This is a genomic window from Actinomadura sp. 9N407, from assembly GCF_044326315.1.
In the GTDB taxonomy this organism is placed as follows: Bacteria; Actinomycetota; Actinomycetes; order Streptosporangiales; family Streptosporangiaceae; genus Spirillospora.
Genome location: NZ_JBIRAW010000013.1, coordinates 108288 through 128369 on the forward strand (window position 1 = coordinate 108288; position 20082 = coordinate 128369).

Consider the following 20082-nt stretch of genomic DNA (forward strand, 5'->3'; position numbering starts at 1 on the left):
GTGAACCTGCCTTCGTGAACCTGCCTTCGTGAAAGCGGTGCGGGCTTGCGGGTGATACCTGTGTGACCGCCACCGGCCCACGGAAAGGCATCACATGACAGGGGAACCTCTCACCGCGGACCCACCCTGGGGCGGGGCCCTGGGGAGGCCGGACCACTCGGCCCAACTGCGGATGTCCCTGGACGAACCCGAGCGGTTCAGCGCCGTCTTCGACACCTACTTCGCCGAGATCCACGGATACGCGGCCAAGAGGCTGGGACCGGACGCCGCGTCCGACGTCGCCGCGCAGACGTTCCTGGAGGCGTTCCGCGGGCGGAGCCGCTACGACGCGTCCCGCGCCGGCGTGCGGACCTGGCTGTACGGCATCGCGACCAACGTCATCGGCAAGCACCGGCGCAGCGAGGTGCGCGGGCTGCGGGCCCGCGCGCGGCTCGGCCCCGTCCAGGACGAGGGCGGGCACGCCGACCGGGTGGACGCCCGGGTCAGCGCGCAGGGACTGCGGGGCCGGCTGGCCGGCGCGATCGCCGGGCTGTCGGACGGCGACCGGGACGTGCTGCTGCTCGTCGCGCTCGCCGACCTGAGCCACGAGGAGGTGGCCGCCGCCCTGGACATCCCGTACGGGACGGTCGGCTCCCGGCTGAACCGGGCGCGCAGGAAGACGCGCGAGGCGCTGGGCGGGACGAACCCGATGCGTGATCTGGAGGATGACCATGGATGAGCCGCGGATGGCCGATGCCCCCCGGATGCCCGATGAGACACGGATGCTCGATGACGCGCGGATGGTCGATGATCTGCGGGTGGTCAGGGAGGCGTACGGGGAGCCCGCGCCGCCGACCCTGCGCGAGATGAGCGAGGCCCGCGCCCGAGCGTTCGGGGAACCGCCCCGCCGCCGCGTCCGGTTCGGGTGGCGGCTCAAGGCCGGGATCGGCGTCGTCGCCGTGGGCGCGGCGGCCGCGATCGCGATCGCGGCCATAGGGTCGGGGTCGCCCGGCTCGCCGTCGTCCCCGGCTCCGGTGGCCCTCGGCAAGCAGGCCGTGCTGGCGGCCGCGGAGAAGGCGGCGGCGCAGCCGCTCGGAAAGTACTGGTTCACCGACCGGATCCAGGGCCAGGCCTACGTCATCCGTGCGAAGACCGGGACCTACGCGATCACTGCCGCGCTCGACGAGTCGTTCAACTGGCACGGCGCGAAGTCCGGAGCAGGGGAGGCGTACTACGGCCGCGACCTCCCGGCCCACCCGCAGACCGAGCGGGACGAGGCGCTCTGGCGCAAGGCCGGGTCGCCGTCGAGCTTCCGCGTCCGGGGCGACGGCCGTGACGTCATCTACACCACCCGGGCGACGGACTGGCGGTCGGACGGCCCGGAGGTCGGCATCGACCCGGGTGGCGGCGGAGCGTTCATGGGCAGGTCGGTCGAGGAACTGCAGAACCTGCCGACCGACCCGGCCGCGCTGACCGAGATGTTCCTGGGCGCGGGCAAGGGCAGCCCCTCAGGCCTTTCGAAGCGGCTGGGATTCAAGCCGGGGGACGCCGGTCCCAAGATCATGCGCGTGTCGTCGCTCCTCGGTGGCGCTCCGGTCCCGCCGAAGGTCCGGGCGGGCCTGATGCGGGCCCTGGCCGCCCAGCAGGGCATCCATGCGATCGGCAAGGTCACCGACCCGCTGGGCCGGGAGGGCGTCGCGCTGGCCGCCGACGACCGTACCGTCACGGTCACCGCCGAGCACGGCGCGCCGAAGGCCGAGCAGGGGACCTACCGCACCCGCGAAGTGATCATCTTCGACGAGCGCACCGGAGCGCTGCTGTCCCGGCAGAACGTGCTCACCGTGCCCGGCGGCCGGTACGCGGAGATGAAGCCGGGCTTCATCATCGAGTACACGGCCGTCCGCTCGGCGCAGTGGACCGACACCAGGCCGAAGCCGCCCGCGAAGCTCCCGTTCTGACCGGGGCTCCCGTCCGGCCGCCCCGCCGCCCACGTTGACTCGTGGCGTGTTCGCCTCGACGGGCGACGCCAAAGGCGAACACGCCACGAGTCAACGGGGAGAGCGCCGCCCGGTGCTGCGATTCAGCGGAGTTCCTGGATGCGGATCAGGTTGCCCGCGGGATCGCGGAAGGCGCAGTCGCGGATGCCGTACGGCTGCTCGGTCGGCTCCTGGACGACCTCCGCGTCACCGGCCTGCACCTTCTCGAAGGTGCCGTCCAGGTCCCGGGTGGCCAGCAGGATCCAGCCGTAGGTGCCCTTGGCCATCATCTCGGCGATCACGCGGCGCTCGTCGTCGGTGACACCGGGGTCGACGGCCGGCGGCGCCAGCAGGATGGACGTGCCGGGCTGGTCGGGCGGCCCGACCGTGATCCAGCGCATCTTGCCGCTTCCGACGTCGCTGCGGACCTCGAAGCCAAGGGTGTCGCGGTAGAAGGCCAGCGAGGCGTCGGGGTCGTCATGGGGAAGGGCGGTGGTGTGAATCGTGATGTCCATACTGGTCACGCTAGCTGCGGCTCGGTATGCCGCGCTTCTCGATTCCTGACCGGTCTGGTCACCTGCTTCGCCACGCACGACGGCATTCCCACCGTGGCGCGCGCGCCCTCGCGCCGGTAGACGCTGGGCGGCACACCGACCAGCTCGGTGAAGCGCGTACTGAACGTGCCCAGCGAGGAGCAGCCGACCTCGAAGCAGACCTCGGTCACGCTCAGATCGCCCCGGCGCAGCAGCGCCATCGCACGCTCGATCCGCCGCGTCATCAGATAGGCGTACGGCGATTCACCGTAGGCGAGGCGGAACTGCCGGCTGAGATGCCCGGCCGACATGTTCACGCCCAGGGCGAGCGCCTCGACGTCCAGCGGCTGCGCGTACTCCCGGTCGATCCGGTCCCGGACACGGCGCAGCCGCGCGAGGTCGCTCAGGCGCTGCGCCGCGGTGAGCGCGCGGCCCCAAGAGGGGTGACACATGAGAGGACTCCTTCTTCCATGAGCGTTCATCCACGAGCGTTCATCCACGAGCGTCTGGGGTCGATGAGCGTCCGGGGCGCCTGCCGCGCCATCCGGTTCAGAGCGCCGCGATCTCCGACGCGGTCTCCCACGCGAACCCGTCCGGGTCGGTGAAGGGCGCGGCGTCGCTGCCGATCACGAGCCGGTGCGATCCGGTGCCGTCGGGGGAGGCGACCCCGGCGTCCTTGGCCAGGGCCTTGCGCCCGTAGAGCGCCAGCTTGACGGGGCTCGACCCGGTGGCGAACTCGACGTACTTGCGGCCGAAGCTCTTGGCCACGGTGAGGCCGTGGTCGACGTAGAACCGCTTGCTCGCGGCCACGTCCGCGACGCCCATCAGGAGCACGATGTCGTCGATCTTCCTGGTGGCCGGGCCGGAGTCCTTCTTCGCCGAGGTCGCGATCTTCCAGATCGCCCCGTCCGGGGCCTGCACGACCCCGCCGTACCCCCAGAACGACTTCGCCACCGGCTTCAGGGACGTGGCGCCGGCCTCGACGGCGGCGTCGACGAGGGCGTTGACGTCGGCGGGCTGGGACACCGTGATCGACATCGTGAACGCGCGGAAGCCGGTCGTCGGTGCCTCCGAGGCCCGCAGCAGCACCCGGTCGCCCAGGCCGAAGGCGGCGGTGTAGAACTGCTCGGCGGCGATGGGGTCGGCGGCCTCGAGGGTGATGTTCTTGATGGAAGTCATGCTGATGACGCTATGCGCGGCCCGGTGGCCGGCGCTTCTCGATTCCTGACCGGTCCGGCCGGCCGTCAGTGTGGTGGTCCGGCCGGCGGTCCGCGGTCAGTGCTTCGCGTACGGGTCGGGCATGCCCGGCACGACCTTGACCACGAGGGTGTGCGCCGCCTTGTCGTGCAGGGTCTGCTTGCGCGGGTCCCAGAGGATCCACAGCGCGTCCAGCACGCTGCCCAGGCCGCAGGGGATGGCCAGCAGGATCTGCACGCCGTACCTCCAGGCGGCGGTCCCCGAGCTGATCGCTCCGCCGTCCTGCTCCCGGATCACCCGGATGCCGGCGGCCTTCTTGCCGAGCGTCTGCCCCGAGCGGGCGTGCATCAGCCAGAAGTAGAAGAAGCCGAGCACGGTGGAGATCGCGCTGGTGGTCAGGTCGGTGGTGAAGTACGACCCGGTGTCGGCGTACGGGTCGATCACGGCGTCCCAGTCGATGAACGGCAGCGACAGCACCAGGCTGACGGTCCCGATCAGGACGCTGTCGAGCAACAGCGCGCCGAGCCGCGCCCAGCGGCTCGCCAGTTCGCCGTAGGGCCCGGCCCCGTAGCCGGGAGTTCCCACATAGGGCCGCCCGTGCTCGTCCGGCGAGTACGGAGACGGGCCCTGCGGTACCTGCCCGGGCTGCTGGCCATGGGGCTGGCCATAGGCGCCGCTGTAAGGGGGCGGCTGCTGCCCCGGCTGCTCGTCAGGACCGGGTTCCGGTTGCGTCATACGATCATGGTAGGGATTCCCCGCCGCGAGAATGTGGCCAGCCTAGGCCGCCGGTGTTTCAGGCCGGCCGGCAAGTACGCTTGGCCGGTGTTCTCGCCTCAAGGTCCAACTCTGCGTGAACTGGCGATCCAGGCGCTGTCGTCGGTCGAGCGCGGCTACGACCTGCTCGCGCCGAAGTTCGACCGCACGCCTTTCCGTACCCCTGACAGCATTCTCGGCGCGACCGCCGACGCGCTGCGCCCGCTCGGCCCGTTCGATCAGGGCCTGGACGTGTGCTGCGGTACCGGCGCGGGCGTGCGGACTCTCGAAACCCTGTGCCGGGGACGGGTCACGGGCGTCGACTTCAGTGCCGGCATGCTCGCGCAGGCGCGCGCCGCGCACCCGGACGCCGATTGGGTACGGGCCGACGTCCGCGCTCTGCCCTTCGCCGAGGGCTTCGACCTGGCGGTCAGCTTCGGAGCGCTCGGACATTTCCTGCCCGCCGAACGGCCCGCGCTGTTCGCCGGGGTGCACCGCGCGCTGCGGCCCGGCGGGCTTTTCGCCTTTCCGATCGGCGCGCCGCCGTCCCTCACGTCGGGCGCGTACTGGGCGCTGCTCGGATTCGACCTGGCCATGCAGGTCCGGAACGCCGTGTGGCGTCCGCCGTTCGTCATGTACTACCGCACCTGCCCGCTGCACGCGGTCCGCGACGACCTGGCAGCGGCCGGATTCACCGTGACGACCGTTCCCATGACGGCCCTGGGCCGGCGTGATGACGGCAGCCCGCGCTACCGGCTCGTTCTGGCACGCAAAGTTTCCGACGGCGGTTAGGACCAGGCGCGGTCCTGCTCTTGCTCTTGCTCGTGTTGTTGGTGAGCAGAGTTTTGGTAGGCAGAGTTTTGGCTAGCAGAGCCTTGGTAACCCGACGCCTGGAGCCGGAAGAGTCGCGCGTACAGCCCGCCCGCGTCCATCAGGGCGTCGTGCGGGCCGCGCTCGACCACCTCGCCGCCGGACAGCACGACGATCGTGTCGGCGTCCCGTACGGTGCTGAGCCGGTGCGAGATGAGCAGGCCCGCCCGCCCGGCGCGGTGCTCGCGCAGGCACTGGTGGATCTCGGCCTCGGCTTCGGCGTCCAGGCCCGCGCTGGGCTCGTCCAGGATGAGCAGGTCGGTACGGTCGCGCAGCAGGGCGCGGGCGAGCGCGACCCGCTGCCACTGGCCGCCGGAGAGCATCACCCCGGTGCCGGGATCGTCGTACGCGGGCGTGTCGAAGGAGCGCGAGAGCATCGTGTCGTAGCCGCGCGGCAGGGCCGCCAGCGTCTCGTGGATCCCGGCCAGGCGCGCGGCGGCCACGATGCGGTCCCGGTCTTCGAGGACGCCGGTGTCGCCCAGGCCGATGTTGTCGGCGGCGGTGAGGTCGTAGCAGACGTAGTCCTGGAAGACCCCGCCGATGCGGCGCCGCAGCTCCTCGACCGGCAGCTCGCGTACGTCGACGCCGTCCCAGAGGACCGCGCCGCGGGTCGGGTCGTAGAACCGGCACAGCAGCTTGACGAGCGTGCTCTTTCCTGCGCCGTTCGGTCCGACCAGCGCGGTCGCCCCCTCCGCCGGGATCGTCATCGAGACGCCGCGCAGCACCCACGGCAGGTCGTCGTCGTAGCGGAACCACACGTCCCGCAGCTCGACGCCCGAGCGGAGCGGGAGGACGGGGCGGAGCCGTTCGCGCGGCTCCGCCAGATCGGGTTCCGTCTCGATCACATGGCGGTAGTGGCCGAACAGCAGCATCGCCTCGTGCGTGCGGCCCGCGCTGCTGATCATGATGGCCAGCCCGTCCTGGACGCCCGCGACGGCCGCGACGAACATCGCCACGTCGCCCACGGTCAGCCGGCCCTGCCGGACGGCGTTCACCGCCCACACCAGCCCGGCTCCGGCGACCACGGCGCTCAGCGCGCCGTGCAGGCCCTGGACGAGCAGTTCCCGGCGATCCATCCGGCTGCGCTGGGCGTTGATCCAGCGCAGCTCGGTGAGCATCCGCGCGCCGAACAGCCCGCCCAGCCCGTACAGCCGGACCTCCTTGGCGGCGGCGGTGCTGTTCAGCAGCTGGGCGTAGAAGAACTCGCGCCGGGTGGCGTGCCCGAGCCGTCCATGGACGCGCGCCCGGTAGCGGCTCAGCCGGAACTGCCCGTTCAGCGCCACCAGCCCCGCGAGCCCGACGGGCAGCAGCATCCACGGGTTCAGTACGGCGAGGGTGCCGAGGAAGCCGCCGAGCATGAGCGTCCCCTGGACGCCCGCGAGCGTGCCGCCGACCACCTCCGCCGGCCCGGACGACCCGGTCTCACCGGCGAGCGCGAGCCGGTCCTGGAATCGCGGGTTCTCCAGATGCCGCAGGCCGGGCAGCCGCGCCACCGCCGCGTACAGCCGCCGCCGGCAGATCAGGTCGATGGCCCGCTGCAGCTCCGCGTCCACGAAGGGGACGGCGTGCGGCAGGACGGCCGCCGCCACACCGGCAAGGGCCAGCATCAGGACGGGGACCAGCAGCGGGCGCCCCGGATCGGCCAGCCCGTCCAGGATCGTCTTGGTCAGCCAGGCCAGCGCCACCGGGACCGCGGCCGCCGCGACGGCCAGGACGACGCGCAGCAGCAGCCGCCCGCGCCCGGACGTCCAGGCCAGCTCCGCCACCGCCCGCAGCGAGCCCGCCGTGTATCGCGGCTCTTCCTCGTTCATACAGGGCTCATAGGGGTCATACAGCGCTCATAGAGGTCAAGCAGAGCTCATAGGGGTCATGCAGGCTCATACGGGCGTGTCGTCGGGGACGGGGATGCGTTCGGGGAGCGCGTAGCTGGCCACCATCACGTCCCCGGCCAGGACGGCGAACGCCGGAAGCGCGCCGATGCCGAACGCCTGGATGACCGGGCCGCCCTCTTCCTCCTCGGTCAGCACCCGTGCCACCGGGGCCAGTTCCGCGCACAACTCGTCCCGTCCCGGGCCCTTGCCCAGTACGACGGCGAGGACATGGTCGCGGCCGCCGGGCGCCGACCCGGCGCGGGCGACGAACTCCGGCAGGCTGTGCTCGCACGACTGGCACCCGGGGGCCATGAACGCCATCAGCGTGGACCCGTGCAGATCGGCTCTGGACACCGGCTCGCCGTCCATGGCGGTCACGGTGAAGTCCCCGACCCGTGCCCCGGGTTCCACCTCCAGCGGCGGGGGATAGCCGGCGGCGGCGGGGGCGCGGCCCCGTTCGGCCAGCAGCCGGCCCTGCTCGTTGAGCCGCCGGATCACCGCGAGCGTCAGCGCGATGTTGGCCAGGCACAGCACGCCGACGACCGTGATCGCGGCCGTGGACACCGTCATGGGGCCTCCTCGCTGGTAACGGCCAAGGGACGGAGGATCTCGATGATCTCCTCCAGGTCGATCAGCAGCAGGGCGGCCGCCGCGCCCGCGAGTACGGCGAGCGCCGCCGCCGCGTCGGCCGGGGGCGGACCGTCCCCGATCAGCGCCGTCACAGCGCCGCCGCCGGCGGCCGGCAGCAGCACCACGTTCCGTACGACATGCGGGACGCCCGGCGGACGGCTGCCCGCGCCGAAACACCGGCACGGCACCCGCACCCGGCGCCTGATCATCGACACGACCGCCACGGTGAAGACGGCCAGCAGCAGCATCGCGACCAGGAACCCGATCGGAACGAGCGACGGGACGAGCATGGCCGCCGCGGTGGCCGCCTCAGCGATGACGGCTCCCGCGGCGGCCGGTCCCGCGAGCGCCGCCGGGACCCGTACGGCGCCGGACAGCCAGCGCCGGAAATCCGCGAAGGCGTCCCGGCCGGCGACCTTGGCGGCGCAGGAGCGGGCGAACGCGACCGCGACGACCGCCTGGCAGCCGATCGTCAGGTACGGCATCACGTCGGTCACGCCGCCCGCTCCTTTCTCCAGATCCGACGGAGTCGGCCGGGGGGTGTAGGGGGTCGCCCCCCGGGAGGTACAGCACTAGTACCCGATCTGCACCACGTCGCCGCGCTGGAACGGACCGCCCTTCATGAGCAGGTCCGCCATGCACGAGCCGAGCTGCAGGTCCAGGTCATGCTCCATCCACATGAACTGGCCGGCCGGGTTGACCTCCAGGAACACGTGCTCGCCCTCCGGCGTGACGATGAAGTCGACCGCGGCGTACACCGCGTTCAGCTCCGCCAGCAGCGCCTGGGTCCGCTTGACGACCTCCTCCGGCAGCGGGTGGTACTCGCCGTAGGGCAGCACGGCGACCTCGCCCGCCTCGCCCCGCCAGTCCACCCGGGTGGAATCCATCTCCTGCGAATTGATCGTCACCGGGAAGTAGGTGTTCCCGATCACGGTGAGCCGGACCTCGTAGGCCTTCTCGACGTACTCCTGGAACATGCACATCGTGTGGCCGACCCGGTCCAGGTTCTCCTTGATCTCGTCACCGACGACGGCGGTGAGCAGCCCGCCCGGGAACGCGCCCGGGTAGTGGATCACACCGCCGATCTGCGACTTGTAGACGATCTGGGCGTCGGCCCGCTCCAGCAGGCCGGCCACCTCCTGCGGATCGTTGGTGAGCAGCGTCCGCGGTACGCGGAACCCGAGCCGCTTGGCCAGCTCCAGCTGGTACGGCTTGAGCTCCCCGATCGCGTCGATGTCCGGCCGGTTGACCCAGAGGCAGTCGGTCGCGCGCAGGATGCCGCCGATGGCCTGCATGGCCTCCTTGCGCGCGAACAGCTTCTCCGGCTCGGGCATGTCCGGCCCGAAGTCGAAGCCGGTGGGCCGGCGGTACCACACCGCCGAGAGCCGGTCGAGGTCCAGCTCCCGGTCCTGGTGGCGCAGTATCCGCCGGCCGCCGTCGCCGAAGTCCGAGGTGGTGAACGTCAGCCGGCGCGGGAAGTAGCTCAGGTCCACGCGCACGACCTCGGTGCCCCGTTCGGACAGGGCCGTGATGACCGGATCGACCGTGGGGTCGAACTCCTGGGTCAGGATGAGGACCCGGGGATCGGATGCGGTCATCGGGTCAGGCGCAAGTGTCGTCCCGGCAGCGGTCCGAACCCTGATAGCAGCTGGTGTTGGTGTAGGTGGCGATACCGGCCGTGGGCATCCCGGGCGGCGCGACCCAGGTCTGGGTGTTCTCGTCGTAGTGGCCGGGCATCCGGTCCGCGACCTGGCCCTCCCAGTCGGCGGAGTACAGGTAGGCGAGGGGCTGCAGGCGCGGGTCGGCCGGCCGCTGCGGCTCGACCTGGACGCCTTCGAGGAAGGAGAGCGCCGTGTGCAGCGGCTCTCGGGTCAAGGTGTCGGACATGCTGTCGACCTCCTTCGTCACCGCGTGCGCGGCGACCTTCGGACCGACCGCCATGGCGTGGCTGCCATGGCGGAACTCAAGGGGCGGGGCGGGTCGTCGGCCCCGGGACGGGACGGGCCGTCCGGACGGGATGCTCAGGGCGGGGGCGAATCCGACGGCTCGGTGATGCCGATGATCCCGGTCACCTCGCCGGAGAACCGCCACACCAGCCGGGTCTCGTCGAAATGCCCGGCGGTGAAGACGAGGTCGTGCTCGGGCTCTCCCTCGGAGACGACCTCGTAGAGATAGGCGAGCGGTGTGCCGTGGGCGTGCCTGCGATGCGCGCGGACGTCCGCCGGGATCGCCCGTACCACCATCGAGCCCTCCTGGAGTTCCGGGCGGTCGAAGCGGAGGAACGCCAGGCCGCCCGGCAGCGGATGCTCGTCCTGGGCGCCCGCGAGGGGCACTCCGGTACGGGGTTCTTCGATCACGGACGCATCGTGACCGATGACCGCTCTCATTCCGCTCTCAGTTCGCTCTCGACCGGTCGTGGGCTCTGCCGGTACGGCGCTGGGCGCGGTGGCCGAGCGTGGCCCGGACCAGCCGCACGCTGAGATCGTTCCATTCGTGCGCCGTGGCCTGCTCGATGGCCGTCGCCAGAGCCTCGTCCTCCGCCTCGAACCAGGCCGCCGACCCGAGCCCAGTGGTGGCGGGCCCTGTGGTGGCGAGCCCAGTGGTGGCGGGCGCAGTCGTGGCGAACCCTGTGGCGGCGAGATCGTGTGCGGCCCGCTCCGCGCGCCAGAGCCAGCCGCCGAGCGCGCGGCGCAGCGCCGCCTCCCGGATCCGGGGCCGTTCCATGGCCAGCGCCAGCTCTCGCGCGTACAGCCGGAGCAGGTCGGGCATGCCGTACCGGACCTGGCCCGCAGCGTCCTCTCCCAGGGGATCCAGCAGCGCGGCGTCCGCCAACGCCTCCAGATGGACGCGCGTCACATCGGCGGTGGTGCCGAGGACGGCGGTGGCCGCCCACTCCGGGAAGCTCGGCGTGCGCAGCAGCCCGAGCAGCCGGAACGCGCGCCGGTGGGCCAGGTCGAGATCCTGGTAGTTCTCGTGCAGCCGGGTCCGTACCGCCATGCCCCGGACGGACAGCTCGTCCATCCTGCGGTCCTCGGGACGCAGGTGCTCGGCGAGCCGGCCCAGACTCGACCCGGGGCGGCGGGCGAGCCGTACCCCGGCGATGCGCACCGCCAGCGGCAGCCGGCCGCACATCCGGACGATGTCGGCCGCCGACGGATCGGCGCTCACCCCGTCCCGTCCCGCTGCGCGGCCGAGCAGGGCGACGGCGTCCTCGCACGGCGGCACGTCCAGCTTGAGCGTGCGGGCGCCGGTCAGCCCGGCGAGCGGGACCCGTCCCGTGATCAGGACGGCGCAGCCGGACGTTCCCGGGATCAGCGGGCGCAGCTGCGCGTCGTCCATGGCGTCGTCCAGCAGCATCAGGATGCGGCGCCCGGCGGTACGCGAGCGGAACAGCGACGACCGCTCGTCCAGGGATCGCGGAACGTGTTCGTCCTCCACACCCAGGGTCCGCAGGAACCCCGCCAGCACCTCGGCCGGATCGACGGCTCGGGAGCCGGGGCCGCGCAGCACCGCGTACAGCTGCCCGTGAGCGAACAGCGCGGCGGCGCGATGGGCCACGTGGGTGGCCAGGGTGGTCTTGCCGACACCGGCCGTCCCGTTGATCACCAGCAGCAGCGGCCCGCCCCGGCCGTGGCCCGACAGCAGCGGGCCGCTGAGCGCCGCGACCTCGTCCCGGCGTCCGGTGAAGTCGCAGATCGCCGCCGGCAGTTGCCGCGGTACCGGGACGCGACCGTCATGGCCGCGCAGCGCCGCCGCGTGCGCGTCCAGCACCTCGCGGGACGGGGCGACGCCCAGCTCGTCGTCCAGCCGCCGCCGGATCCGCTCGACCTGGCGGAGCGCCGCCGCGTTCCGGCCGCAGGCCGCCATCAGCCGGATGAGCCGCGCCTGCAGGGGCTCGTCGTACGGTGCCCCGGCCGCGACGTCCTCCACGAGGGCGATGGCGGCGCCGGGCCGTTCCAGCCGAAGCGCCAGGTCGGCCAGTGCACCCGCGCAGTCGATCCGCGCGTGCTCCACCTCGCGCACGGCCGGATCGTCGGCGACCGGCTCGGGGCGCCCGCCCAGCACCGGCCCGCGCCATTCCCGGAGCGCGCCCGCCAGCAGGACGAGCCGCCGCTCCGGATCGTCGGCGCATCTGTACGCGGCGACCCGGAGGCGGAACCGGCCGATGTCGACGGCCTCGGCCGGCACCGCGAGCCGGTACCCCGATCCCGCGTGCTCCAGCTCGACGCCCGGCCCCACAGCGGTGCGCAACCACGTCCGGAGCCGCGTCGCGGCGCATTGGAGGGCGCGGCGGCTGCCCTTGTCCGCGCCCCAGGCCAGGGTGAGCAGCCGGTCCTCGCCCACGATGTCGCCCGGGGTGAGGAGCAGCGCGCTCAGCAGCGCTCGCACGCTCGGTCCGGGCAGCGGAACGAGACGTCCGCCGGCGCGTACGGCCAGCTCGCCCAGAACGAGGAACTCCACGCCGTCCGGATCGCGGTGGCTCGGGTTCCCGTCGAGCGGGTCGTCGGCAGGGTCGGCCATCGACAGCGCCCTTCGTCATCTCAATCAAGATCGACGTTAGAACGGTTCCGATTACCGATCAAGGATTTCCCGAGGCTTTTTCCGTCCCTATCCCGGCGTGGTAAGCGGTGACTTTCCATGTGCGAAGAGTGGCCACTGAAACGCCCGGCGGCGCCACCCATCATGGCCATTTGCGTGATCATTCCGCCGGCCGGAAAGACGAAATGCCGGTGCCGTCCCCTCGACCGAGGGGACGGCACCGGCGCGGCAGTCTCCGGTTACTTGCAGATTGCCGTGTCGACCACGTCCATGACCTGCTGGTGCTTCTGCATGGCCTCCTTCTCCATGGCCTCCATCGAGGGCCGCTTCTTGATGAGCGCGGACGGCAGGGCGTTGACGACCAGCGTGACCTCGCGGCCGTCGGGGGTCACGCCACCGCGGGACTCGTAGCCGTGGATGTCGCCGCCGTGGCCCCACAGCGGGCCGCAGGACAGGGTGATCTTGTCGAGGCCGAGCCCGAACACGGTGTCGGGCTGGCTGCCCGGCGCTTCGACGGTCCTGCGCATCTCCGCCAGCTGCGCGGCGGGCATCAGCTTGCCGCCGACCAGGCCGGCGAAGAAGCGGTTGAGGTCGCGCGGGGTGGAGATCACCATGCCGGCGGCCCCGGAGATGGAGGGATCGATCTCGGTGACGTTCTCGAGCTCCTCGCCGATCTGCGCCGTGTACCCCTCCATCCGCGGCCTGGGGACGTTCCTGTCCCCGGGCTCGGGCCAGGAGGTCTGCTTCAGGCCGAGCCGGTCGATGACCCGCTCGGTGACCGCCTCGCCCACCGGCTTACCGGTGATCTTCTCGATGAGCATCCCGGCGATGACGTAGTTGGTGTTGCTGTACTCGCGCTTCTTCCCGACGGGGAACGCGGCCTTGGCCTTGAGCGCGGGCTTGAGCAGCTGCTCCGCCGTGTAGGTGGTGAGCGGGATGTCGCCGGTGCCCGCGTCCATGAATCCGGTGTAGTCGGGAATGCCGCTGGCATGCCCGAGCAGGTGACGGACGGTGATGTTCTCGCCGTCCCAGTCCGGTCCCTTGACGACGCCCGGCAGGTACGTGTCGATCGGCTCGTCCAGCTTCACCTTGCCCTCGCCGACCAGCTGGAGGACGGTCGCGGCGACGAACGTCTTGGTGTTGCTGGCGATGCGCATGTACCCGTTCTTCGGGGGCGCCTCGCCCGTCTCGCGGTCGCCGACCCCGGCCGCGTAGTCGCGGGTCTTGCCGTCCTTGCCCTTGACGGAGACCATCACGCCGGGGAATCCGGACTTCACCAACGTCCGCATCGCCTGCTGCAGGGCGATCTCGTTCCTGGCGGCGCCGATCTCCGCCTTGGCGTCGGACGCGTCACCGGTGGCGCAGCCCGTCAGGCCGCCCACGGTGAGGACGCCGGCCGCCGTCACCCCGGCGATCTGCGACAGCCTCCGGCGGCGCTTGGACGGGACGTTCGGGCGAGCGGCGGGCTGGAAGTGCGCGGACACGGGTACTCCTCAAAAACCACCTGGTCGGTGGAGCGGGGGGCGTTTCTCGGGAACCCCCCAAGGATCTCGGCCAGGGTCGTCCGGCTCCATAACGTACGCAGGAAGAAACGTGGTGTAGCCAGCGCTACCGTCCCGGTACAGCGGACACGACGACTCGCCGTTGCAGGCGGCGGCGCCGTCAGCGGCGCGGTTCCCAGCGGAAGAGCCGGGACGCGAGCGCGACGGCGACGACGACCCAGGCCAGCGTGGGCGCCAGCAGGATGAGGGAATCGGCGACGGGAACGCCGCCGTTCCAGGCGTTGACGGCCAGCTCGGTGGCCGAGCCGCCGGGAAGCAGCCGCTTGAGCGCGGCGAGTTCCTCGGTACCGGTGACCCCCACCCAGCTGGCCACGGCGATGGTGCCGATGCTGACGGGCAGCGTGGTCACCTGGGCGTGCTCGGGGGAGTTGGTCAGTCCCGCCGTGGCCAGTCCCAGGCCGAGCATCATGATCACCGCCGAGAGCACCGCCGCCACCAGGAGCGGAACATCGGCCGGCTCGCCGGTGACCGCGGCGAACACGGTGAGGAGTACGGCCACCTGGACCAGCGTGATGACGGTGATCGGGAGCAGCAGCCCGGTCAGGATGCCGGCGTCGCCCGCCGCGGTGGAGCGCAGCCGCTTGAGGAAGAGGTTCTGCCGGCGTGCCGCCAGCGTGGTCACCGTGGTGGTGTAGAGCCCGAACGCCGCCACGGTGAACACCAGGATCGCCGCGATGTATCCGAGGCTGCCCAGGGTCGCGAAGGCTTCGTGCTGGTAGATGAAGAACGCGCTGACCACTACGGGGATGATGAGACTGGTGACCAGGACCAGTCGGTTCCGGAAGATCTGGATCAGCTCGCTGAGCGCGATGGAAAGCATGGATACGGTCCTCTACTCGCTGCCGATGGCACGGAAGACGTCGTCGAGGCGGGTCGGTCCGGCCTCGAGTTCCAGCGGCTCCACCCCGTGGTGCCGGGCCCAATGGAGCAAGGCGTACAGGTCCTTGGGCAGGTCGAAGGTCTCGATGAGGAACCTCCCGTCACTTTCGCGCGTGGCCTGCGGCGGTAGCGCCGGCGCGGGGGCCGAAAGGGTGAAGCGAATGGTGGAAGGAAGGGTCCGCGTCAGTTCGGCGACCGTCCCTTCCCTGTGGAACGTGCCGTTGTGCATGAGCCCGATGCGGTCGGCGCGCTGCTGCGCCTCCTCCAGGTAATGCGTGGTGAGAACGATGGTGGATCCGTCCTCGCGCAGCCTGTCCACGGCGTCCCAGAGACCGTCCCGGGACTGGATGTCCAGGCCGGTGGTCGGCTCGTCCAGGAAGACCAGTTCGGGTGCTCCGTACACGGCGGTGGCGAAGTCCAGGCGCCGCTTCTCGCCGCCGGACAGCTGGGACACCTTGGTGCGGGCCTTGCGGGTGAGATCGACGATGCCGAGCACGCGTTCGACCGTGTCCACACGGCGGGTGAGCTTCCCGATCAGCCGCACGGATTCCCGTACCGTCAGATCGGGGGAGAATCCGCTCTCCTGCAGCATCACGCCCATTCTGGGCCGGACGTCGCGACGGTCACGCGGGCTCTGCCCGAAGACCCGGACGGTGCCCGAACTGGCCGTACGGTGGCCCTCGATGGTCTCCAGGGTCGAGGTCTTCCCGGCCCCGTTCGTGCCGAGCAGCGCGTAGAGTTCTCCGCGCCGTACCTGGAACGACAGGTCTTTCACGGCGTGGAAATCGCCGTACGTGACGTTCAGATGTTCAACGTCGATGACTGGTGTGGAGGACATACCGTCGATTCCAGCCGCCGCCGCGCTCGGCGGCCAGTGCGGCCACGTCATCACCTCGCCATGACGTTCTTCGGGTAAAGCGATGACGCAGTGTCACTGGTGACCCCGCAGGATCGATCGAATACTGGAGAGGCGAACCCTGCTGTTCGATCCCGGAGAGCCACTTGGACACCAAACCGCCGCGCCTGCTGCTGATGGCCAACTCGGCGGCGAGGCCGGAACGGGGGGCTCGCACCATGTCCGGGGAGTCTGACCTGACGCGGGGGCGGCTTCGCCGGCTGAACACCATCTCGCAGTTCGCGGTTCTCGCCCCGGTGGGGGCACTGCTGGTGGTGTTCGACGCCCGCTCCTGGTGGGAGGCCGCCGTCCTGATTCTGGGTGTGGTGGCGGGGCTGGTGGCCGCCGAGCGGTGGGCGGCGGGCGACATCGCCCGAGTCGCGCTCCCTTGCCTGATCGTCACCGGGGCGGTGTGGCTCTTCGGGGTGCTGGTGTCGGGCAGCCCGACGGCCTTCTACGGCTTCACCATCGTGGGCCCGCTCGTTGTTCCGCAGCTACCGCGCGGGCGAGCCGTGGCCGCCTTGGGGGCGACCGCCTTCGTCGCCGCGGCGGGCCTGGCGAGACTGGTGGTGTCCCAGGACGACGTCTCCGGCGTCCTGCTCCAGTACGTCCTCGTTCCCACGGGCCTCATCGTGGTCTCGACCGGCCTCATGTTCGTCAACCAGGTGTTCTACGACCTCGTCACGGAACTGGAGGAGTCACGAGAACGCGAAGCGGAACTCGCCGTCATCCGCGAGCGCGTGCGCTTCGCCAGTGAACTGCACGACATCCAGGGCCACACACTGCACGTGGTGAAGCTGAAGGCCGCCCTGGCCCAGAAACTGGTGCGCACCGACGCCGAACGTGCGGCGGAGGAACTCCAGGACATTCGCGCCCTGGTCGGCGACACCATCACCCAGACCAAGGAACTCGCCTACGCACAGCGGCGGCTCAACCTCTCGGCGGAGCTGGAGAACGCCAAGAACCTCTTCGAGGCCGCGGGAATCCGCGTCCGCATCGACCGCGAGGCCGACGTCGACACCCGGGTGGGAGAACTGCTCGGCCAGGTCCTCCGGGAGACGACGACCAACATCCTGCGGCACGCGCAGGCCGAGCAGGTACGGATCACTCTCTCCAGATCGGGCATCGCCATCGTCAACGACGGCGTACAGGAGGCTCCGCTTCCCGAACTACGCGGGCTGGCCACCCTCAAGGAACGGGTGGCGGGCAACGGAGGCGAGCTCACGGTGAAACAGAAGCACGGGCATTTCGTGACGGCCGCGGCGTTCCCGTACCTCCGTTCCGAAACAGGGCAGCGTTCCGAAGCAGGGCGTTCCGAAACAGGAGAGCGTTCCGAAACAGGGGAGGACCGATGATCACCGTGGTGCTCGCCGACGACGAGGCCCTCCTCCGCAAGGCGATGGCCGCGCTGCTTCCGCTCGAGGGCGAGATCGCCGTGCTCGCCGAAGCGGAGGACGGCGAAGCCGCCGTACAGGCCACCCTGCTCCACCACCCCGACGTGCTCGTCATCGACCTGGAGATGCCCGGCGTGGACGGACTCGGCGCCGTAGCGGCGATCCGCCGGACGCGGCCGGACCAGGTGATCCTCATGCTGACCCGCCACGCCAGGCCGGGCGTGCTCCGCAAAGCCCTGAAACTCGGCGTCCAGGGCTTCGTCAGCAAGTCCGCCGAACCGGCGCACATCACGTCGGTCATCCAGATGCTGCACGCGGGCAGGCGATGGATCGACCCGGACGTCTCCGCGCTCGCCCTGGCCGACGACTGCCCGCTCACCGACCGCGAGATCGACGTGCTGCGCGCGACCGGCGACGGCTACTCGGCCGCCGACATCGCCGTCCGGCTCCACCTGGCGGAGGGCACGGTACGCAACTACCTCTCGAACGCGATGCAGAAGACGCAGACCCGTACCCGCCACGAAGCGGCACGGTACGCGCGCGAGCACGATTGGCTGTAGGGCGCTCAGCCCTTGGGGGCGTCCGCGTTGGCGTAGACGAGGTGGACCACGCCGGTGGCCTCGAAGGTCGTCGAGGACACCAGCTTCAGCGGCACGGTGCCGCCGTCGGCGAACAGCTTCGCGCCATGCCCGACGACGATCGGGTGCAGGAGCAGGTGCAGCTCATCGATCAGGCCCTGCCCGAGCATCCAGCGCACCAGAGCGGCGCTGCCCGTCGTACCGAGCCGCGTGTCGGCCTTCAGCCTGGTCAGCTCCGCCACGACATCGCCGGTGACCAGCGTGGAGTTCTCCCAGGTCGCTTCGGTCAGCGTGTTCGACACGACGTACTTGCGGGCGCTGTTCATGACCTTGGTCATCGGCTCCTCGGGGTCGGCGTTCGGCCAGTAGGAGGCGAACCCGTCGTAGGTGTGCCGGCCGAGCAGGGTCGCCTCGGCCTCGTTCATCAGCTCGCCGACGACGGCGCCCATCTGGTCGTCGAAGTAGGGGAAGTGCCAGGTCTCCGGCGCTTCGATCACGCCGTCGAGAGAGATGAAGAGGCTGGACTTGATGAATCCCATCGGGATGCTCCTTGGATCGGGTGGAAGGTTCGGATCGGGTGGAAGATCGCGTCGGGGCGGGTGGCCCTGGACGGGGACCGTCACTCATAGGTCGAACGACGTCCCGACGGATCGACATGCCGCCGAAGAATTATTTTGATCGCTCCCCGTACCTCCGCGTCCAGGCCGCCGTCGCCGCCGGACATCGATCAGGGCCGAGGAGTGCCTACGTCCGCAGCGGGGCCTTCTTCATCTTCTTGATGAAGGCACTCGGAGCCATCTCCCCCTGGTCCGTGTACTCCACCCGCAGTTCACCGTCCTTATGGGTGATATGGAGGTCGGAGTCCTGGCACCGGTCGTCGCCGGTGTACTCGCGGACGACGAACGCTCCTTCTGGATCGACGCCGAGCGGTGTGAGAGAGCCGTTGCACTCGCCGTGCGGGTAGGAGATCTCCCCCCGGACCCGGCCTTGGTGCAGGATGAGGCTGACCTTCATCTTCGAACCGCCGTCGGCGCGCTGGTAGGTACCGGACCAGTGTCCGGTGAGCTTCTCCGGAACGGCCGCCTTGGGCTCCGGTTCGCCCTCAGCCACGATGCTGGCCACGGCGAACACCAGAACGAAACCGATGAACAGCGTCCATATGCCTGCCAGCACGAATCCGATCATGCTCGCCACTCGACGGCCCCCGCCTCGCCCGGCACGCGGATGAGAGGGGGGAGGGGGGAACGGCGGACGCTGGCGGGGTGGTGGATTGCGATGGCCGTTCGGGGGCCAGGAGGACCGTGGGGGAGTGGGAGTGGGAGTGGGAATGGGAGGGCGCGGCGGAGGCGGAGGCGCGGTGCCATGGCCGGCCGCTCCCCAGGGGTCGTCCTGTACGGTCTCGGGCTCCTCCCACGGATCGGAGTCGCTCCCGTCCACCTCTTCTTCTTCCGCGGCCGCTGGACGGGCACGGAACGCGTCATATTCCGCGCGCCGATCCGTCAACGCCCTGTATGCGGAGGTGACGAGATGGAACCGTTCTTCCGCCTCCCCGTCCCGGCGTCCGTTCAGGTCGGGATGGGTGGCGCGAGCGGCTCTCCGGTAGGCCTTCCTGATCTCGGCGGGCGAGGCGTCGTCCGCCGCTCCCAGCACCTCGTAGGCGTCCCTGCCGCCCAGCCCCCAGTCGTCGCCCTTGACACGGCTCATTGACCGGCCCTGCGCCGTACCGACGCACGACGGCACAGCAGACTCCAATGCGCCGTGGCCTCGGTGTGGCCGGCGGGAACGACCTTGGTTCCGCTCACGGCGGTGACGTCGTTCGGGCCCGCGAGATATGCCATGAACATATCCAGGCGGTGCTCGGATCCTTCGTAATGCCAATCGCAACGCAGAACTTTCTGTCCCCGCAGGAACGGGGCCTGCAACAACTCCTGTGCCTTCCCCGGCAAGTTCCCCAGCAGCTCACGTGCCGAGCGGGACAGCCCGATATCGGGCGCCGCGCCACCCGGCGCCGCGGGTGTGGTCGCGGCCGGAGCGCCCGGAGCGCCCGGAAGAGGGCGATACTCGATCGCCATGGTGCGAAAGGTCGCCGGGTCAAATTCGTAGGCTGACAGGGAGTAGACCGCCCGATGCCCGGTGTCGATGCGTGGCTCGGCGACGCACAGCGCCCGGTCGCCGAGCACCGCGGCGTGGGGCCTGCGATCAGGGTCGGAGGGATCCTGCCGCGCCCACCAGTCCAGTACGGTCCCGGCGCGTTCCACCAGCCGGTTCCGGATGGCCTGTCCCATCGAGGCCCAGCATTCCTCGCGCAGAGGCGCGTCCGTGTCCAGTTCCATTTCCCCGCGCTCGTGCAGCGGAGCGGTGTACGGAGCGATCGGTCCACCACCACTGGGTACCGGCTTTCGGGGGCCCGGCTGAGAGGGAACGAG

The 20082-nt window shown here is 70.7% G+C and carries 22 protein-coding genes and 1 pseudogene; 5 read left to right on the forward strand and 18 right to left on the reverse strand.

Annotated features, from left to right (window positions below):
- Window positions 1-94: 94 nt before the first annotated feature.
- Window positions 95-718 (forward strand): RNA polymerase sigma factor, encoded by a 624-nt coding sequence (locus ACH34Q_RS21930; protein ID WP_395984870.1) that lies wholly within the window; start codon window positions 95-97, stop codon window positions 716-718.
- Window positions 711-1937, forward strand: coding sequence for a CU044_5270 family protein (locus ACH34Q_RS21935; protein ID WP_395984871.1), 1227 nt, complete (start codon window positions 711-713; stop codon window positions 1935-1937). The genes ACH34Q_RS21930 and ACH34Q_RS21935 overlap by 8 nt, the downstream gene beginning before the upstream one ends.
- A gap of 122 nt (window positions 1938-2059) precedes the next feature.
- On the opposite strand, the gene ACH34Q_RS21940 is transcribed toward ACH34Q_RS21935, so the two are convergent.
- From ACH34Q_RS21940 to ACH34Q_RS21955, 4 genes are all read right to left on the reverse strand, one after another.
- Window positions 2060-2470 carry a VOC family protein gene (locus ACH34Q_RS21940; protein ID WP_395984872.1) on the reverse strand — a complete coding sequence of 137 codons (411 nt, stop codon included), beginning with the start codon at window positions 2468-2470 and terminating at the stop codon, window positions 2060-2062.
- 5 nt (window positions 2471-2475) lie between these two features.
- Window positions 2476-2940, reverse strand: coding sequence for a helix-turn-helix transcriptional regulator (locus ACH34Q_RS21945; protein WP_395984873.1), 465 nt, complete (start codon window positions 2938-2940; stop codon window positions 2476-2478).
- A gap of 97 nt (window positions 2941-3037) precedes the next feature.
- A complete protein-coding gene (locus ACH34Q_RS21950; RefSeq protein ID WP_395984874.1) occupies window positions 3038-3667 on the reverse strand; it encodes a glyoxalase in 630 nt (209 codons plus the stop codon).
- A gap of 96 nt (window positions 3668-3763) precedes the next feature.
- Complete coding sequence (locus ACH34Q_RS21955) at window positions 3764-4420, reverse strand: RDD family protein (protein ID WP_395984875.1); 657 nt, start codon at window positions 4418-4420, stop codon at window positions 3764-3766.
- An 87-nt stretch (window positions 4421-4507) separates the two neighbouring features.
- Here ACH34Q_RS21955 and ACH34Q_RS21960 point away from each other — a divergent pair, with 87 nt between their 5' ends.
- Window positions 4508-5230 (forward strand): class I SAM-dependent methyltransferase, encoded by a 723-nt coding sequence (locus ACH34Q_RS21960; protein ID WP_395984876.1) that lies wholly within the window; start codon window positions 4508-4510, stop codon window positions 5228-5230.
- On the opposite strand, the gene ACH34Q_RS21965 is transcribed toward ACH34Q_RS21960, so the two are convergent.
- From ACH34Q_RS21965 to ACH34Q_RS22010, 10 genes are all read right to left on the reverse strand, one after another.
- Window positions 5227-7119: an ABC transporter ATP-binding protein gene (locus tag ACH34Q_RS21965; RefSeq protein ID WP_395984877.1), complete on the reverse strand. Its 1893-nt coding sequence runs from the start codon at window positions 7117-7119 to the stop codon at window positions 5227-5229. The two genes, ACH34Q_RS21960 and ACH34Q_RS21965, sit on opposite strands and share 4 nt — an antisense overlap.
- 66 nt (window positions 7120-7185) lie before the next feature.
- Window positions 7186-7749 (reverse strand): TlpA family protein disulfide reductase, encoded by a 564-nt coding sequence (locus ACH34Q_RS21970; protein ID WP_395984878.1) that lies wholly within the window; start codon window positions 7747-7749, stop codon window positions 7186-7188.
- Complete coding sequence (locus ACH34Q_RS21975; protein ID WP_395984879.1) at window positions 7746-8306, reverse strand: MauE/DoxX family redox-associated membrane protein; 561 nt, start codon at window positions 8304-8306, stop codon at window positions 7746-7748. Before ACH34Q_RS21975 ends, ACH34Q_RS21970 begins: the two co-directional genes overlap by 4 nt.
- A gap of 75 nt (window positions 8307-8381) precedes the next feature.
- Window positions 8382-9407: an MvdC/MvdD family ATP grasp protein gene (locus ACH34Q_RS21980; RefSeq protein ID WP_395984880.1), complete on the reverse strand. Its 1026-nt coding sequence runs from the start codon at window positions 9405-9407 to the stop codon at window positions 8382-8384.
- Between the two features lie 4 nt (window positions 9408-9411).
- Entirely contained in the window at window positions 9412-9696 is a 285-nt protein-coding gene (locus ACH34Q_RS21985) for a hypothetical protein (protein ID WP_395984881.1), read from the reverse strand.
- A 134-nt stretch (window positions 9697-9830) separates the two neighbouring features.
- Window positions 9831-10166, reverse strand: coding sequence for a hypothetical protein (locus ACH34Q_RS21990; protein WP_395984882.1), 336 nt, complete (start codon window positions 10164-10166; stop codon window positions 9831-9833).
- A 37-nt stretch (window positions 10167-10203) separates the two neighbouring features.
- Complete coding sequence (locus ACH34Q_RS21995) at window positions 10204-12330, reverse strand: BTAD domain-containing putative transcriptional regulator (RefSeq protein WP_395984883.1); 2127 nt, start codon at window positions 12328-12330, stop codon at window positions 10204-10206.
- Between the two features lie 257 nt (window positions 12331-12587).
- Window positions 12588-13832, reverse strand: coding sequence for a serine hydrolase domain-containing protein (locus tag ACH34Q_RS22000; protein WP_395984884.1), 1245 nt, complete (start codon window positions 13830-13832; stop codon window positions 12588-12590).
- Between the two features lie 178 nt (window positions 13833-14010).
- The gene (locus tag ACH34Q_RS22005) at window positions 14011-14730 is read right to left on the reverse strand and encodes an ABC transporter permease (protein WP_395984885.1); all 720 of its coding nucleotides are present in this window, start codon (window positions 14728-14730) and stop codon (window positions 14011-14013) included.
- 12 nt (window positions 14731-14742) lie between these two features.
- On the reverse strand, window positions 14743-15627 hold the full coding sequence (locus ACH34Q_RS22010; protein WP_395984886.1) for an ABC transporter ATP-binding protein: 885 nt from the start codon (window positions 15625-15627) through the stop codon (window positions 14743-14745).
- A 236-nt stretch (window positions 15628-15863) separates the two neighbouring features.
- Here ACH34Q_RS22010 and ACH34Q_RS22015 point away from each other — a divergent pair, with 236 nt between their 5' ends.
- Window positions 15864-17039 (forward strand): histidine kinase, encoded by a 1176-nt coding sequence (locus ACH34Q_RS22015; RefSeq protein ID WP_395984983.1) that lies wholly within the window; start codon window positions 15864-15866, stop codon window positions 17037-17039.
- Window positions 17036-17638, forward strand: coding sequence for a DNA-binding response regulator (locus tag ACH34Q_RS22020; protein ID WP_395984887.1), 603 nt, complete (start codon window positions 17036-17038; stop codon window positions 17636-17638). Before ACH34Q_RS22015 ends, ACH34Q_RS22020 begins: the two co-directional genes overlap by 4 nt.
- A gap of 5 nt (window positions 17639-17643) precedes the next feature.
- Here ACH34Q_RS22020 and ACH34Q_RS22025 read toward each other — a convergent pair whose 3' ends face one another.
- The 4 genes and pseudogenes from ACH34Q_RS22025 to ACH34Q_RS22040 all read right to left on the reverse strand — a co-directional run bounded on the left by ACH34Q_RS22025 (window position 17644) and on the right by ACH34Q_RS22040 (window position 19989).
- A complete protein-coding gene (locus ACH34Q_RS22025) occupies window positions 17644-18195 on the reverse strand; it encodes a dihydrofolate reductase family protein (protein WP_395984888.1) in 552 nt (183 codons plus the stop codon).
- Between the two features lie 205 nt (window positions 18196-18400).
- On the reverse strand, window positions 18401-18841 hold the full coding sequence (locus ACH34Q_RS22030) for a hypothetical protein (RefSeq protein WP_395984986.1): 441 nt from the start codon (window positions 18839-18841) through the stop codon (window positions 18401-18403).
- A 303-nt stretch (window positions 18842-19144) separates the two neighbouring features.
- A pseudogene (locus tag ACH34Q_RS22035) lies at window positions 19145-19360 on the reverse strand (J domain-containing protein); the annotation flags it as partial.
- On the reverse strand, window positions 19357-19989 hold the full coding sequence (locus ACH34Q_RS22040; protein ID WP_395984889.1) for a hypothetical protein: 633 nt from the start codon (window positions 19987-19989) through the stop codon (window positions 19357-19359). The pseudogene ACH34Q_RS22035 and the gene ACH34Q_RS22040, both read right to left, overlap by 4 nt.
- Window positions 19990-20082: the final 93 nt, after the last annotated feature.

Excerpts from the sequence above, each read along its gene's own strand:
- ACH34Q_RS21930 (WP_395984870.1), top strand. The coding sequence starts at position 95 with ATGACAGGGGAACCTCTCACCGCGGACCCACCCTGGGGCGGGGCCCTG.
- ACH34Q_RS21935 (WP_395984871.1), top strand. The coding sequence starts at position 711 with ATGGATGAGCCGCGGATGGCCGATGCCCCCCGGATGCCCGATGAGACA.
- ACH34Q_RS21940 (WP_395984872.1), bottom strand. The coding sequence starts at position 2,470 with ATGGACATCACGATTCACACCACCGCCCTTCCCCATGACGACCCCGAC.
- ACH34Q_RS21945 (WP_395984873.1), bottom strand. The coding sequence starts at position 2,940 with ATGTGTCACCCCTCTTGGGGCCGCGCGCTCACCGCGGCGCAGCGCCTG.
- ACH34Q_RS21950 (WP_395984874.1), bottom strand. The coding sequence starts at position 3,667 with ATGACTTCCATCAAGAACATCACCCTCGAGGCCGCCGACCCCATCGCC.
- ACH34Q_RS21955 (WP_395984875.1), bottom strand. The coding sequence starts at position 4,420 with ATGACGCAACCGGAACCCGGTCCTGACGAGCAGCCGGGGCAGCAGCCG.
- ACH34Q_RS21965 (WP_395984877.1), bottom strand. The coding sequence starts at position 7,119 with ATGAACGAGGAAGAGCCGCGATACACGGCGGGCTCGCTGCGGGCGGTG.
- ACH34Q_RS21970 (WP_395984878.1), bottom strand. The coding sequence starts at position 7,749 with ATGACGGTGTCCACGGCCGCGATCACGGTCGTCGGCGTGCTGTGCCTG.
- ACH34Q_RS21980 (WP_395984880.1), bottom strand. The coding sequence starts at position 9,407 with ATGACCGCATCCGATCCCCGGGTCCTCATCCTGACCCAGGAGTTCGAC.
- ACH34Q_RS21985 (WP_395984881.1), bottom strand. The coding sequence starts at position 9,696 with ATGTCCGACACCTTGACCCGAGAGCCGCTGCACACGGCGCTCTCCTTC.
- ACH34Q_RS21995 (WP_395984883.1), bottom strand. The coding sequence starts at position 12,330 with ATGGCCGACCCTGCCGACGACCCGCTCGACGGGAACCCGAGCCACCGC.
- ACH34Q_RS22005 (WP_395984885.1), bottom strand. The coding sequence starts at position 14,730 with ATGCTTTCCATCGCGCTCAGCGAGCTGATCCAGATCTTCCGGAACCGA.
- ACH34Q_RS22010 (WP_395984886.1), bottom strand. The coding sequence starts at position 15,627 with ATGTCCTCCACACCAGTCATCGACGTTGAACATCTGAACGTCACGTAC.
- ACH34Q_RS22015 (WP_395984983.1), top strand. The coding sequence starts at position 15,864 with ATGTCCGGGGAGTCTGACCTGACGCGGGGGCGGCTTCGCCGGCTGAAC.
- ACH34Q_RS22020 (WP_395984887.1), top strand. The coding sequence starts at position 17,036 with ATGATCACCGTGGTGCTCGCCGACGACGAGGCCCTCCTCCGCAAGGCG.
- ACH34Q_RS22025 (WP_395984888.1), bottom strand. The coding sequence starts at position 18,195 with ATGGGATTCATCAAGTCCAGCCTCTTCATCTCTCTCGACGGCGTGATC.
- ACH34Q_RS22030 (WP_395984986.1), bottom strand. The coding sequence starts at position 18,841 with ATGATCGGATTCGTGCTGGCAGGCATATGGACGCTGTTCATCGGTTTC.
- ACH34Q_RS22040 (WP_395984889.1), bottom strand. The coding sequence starts at position 19,989 with ATGGAACTGGACACGGACGCGCCTCTGCGCGAGGAATGCTGGGCCTCG.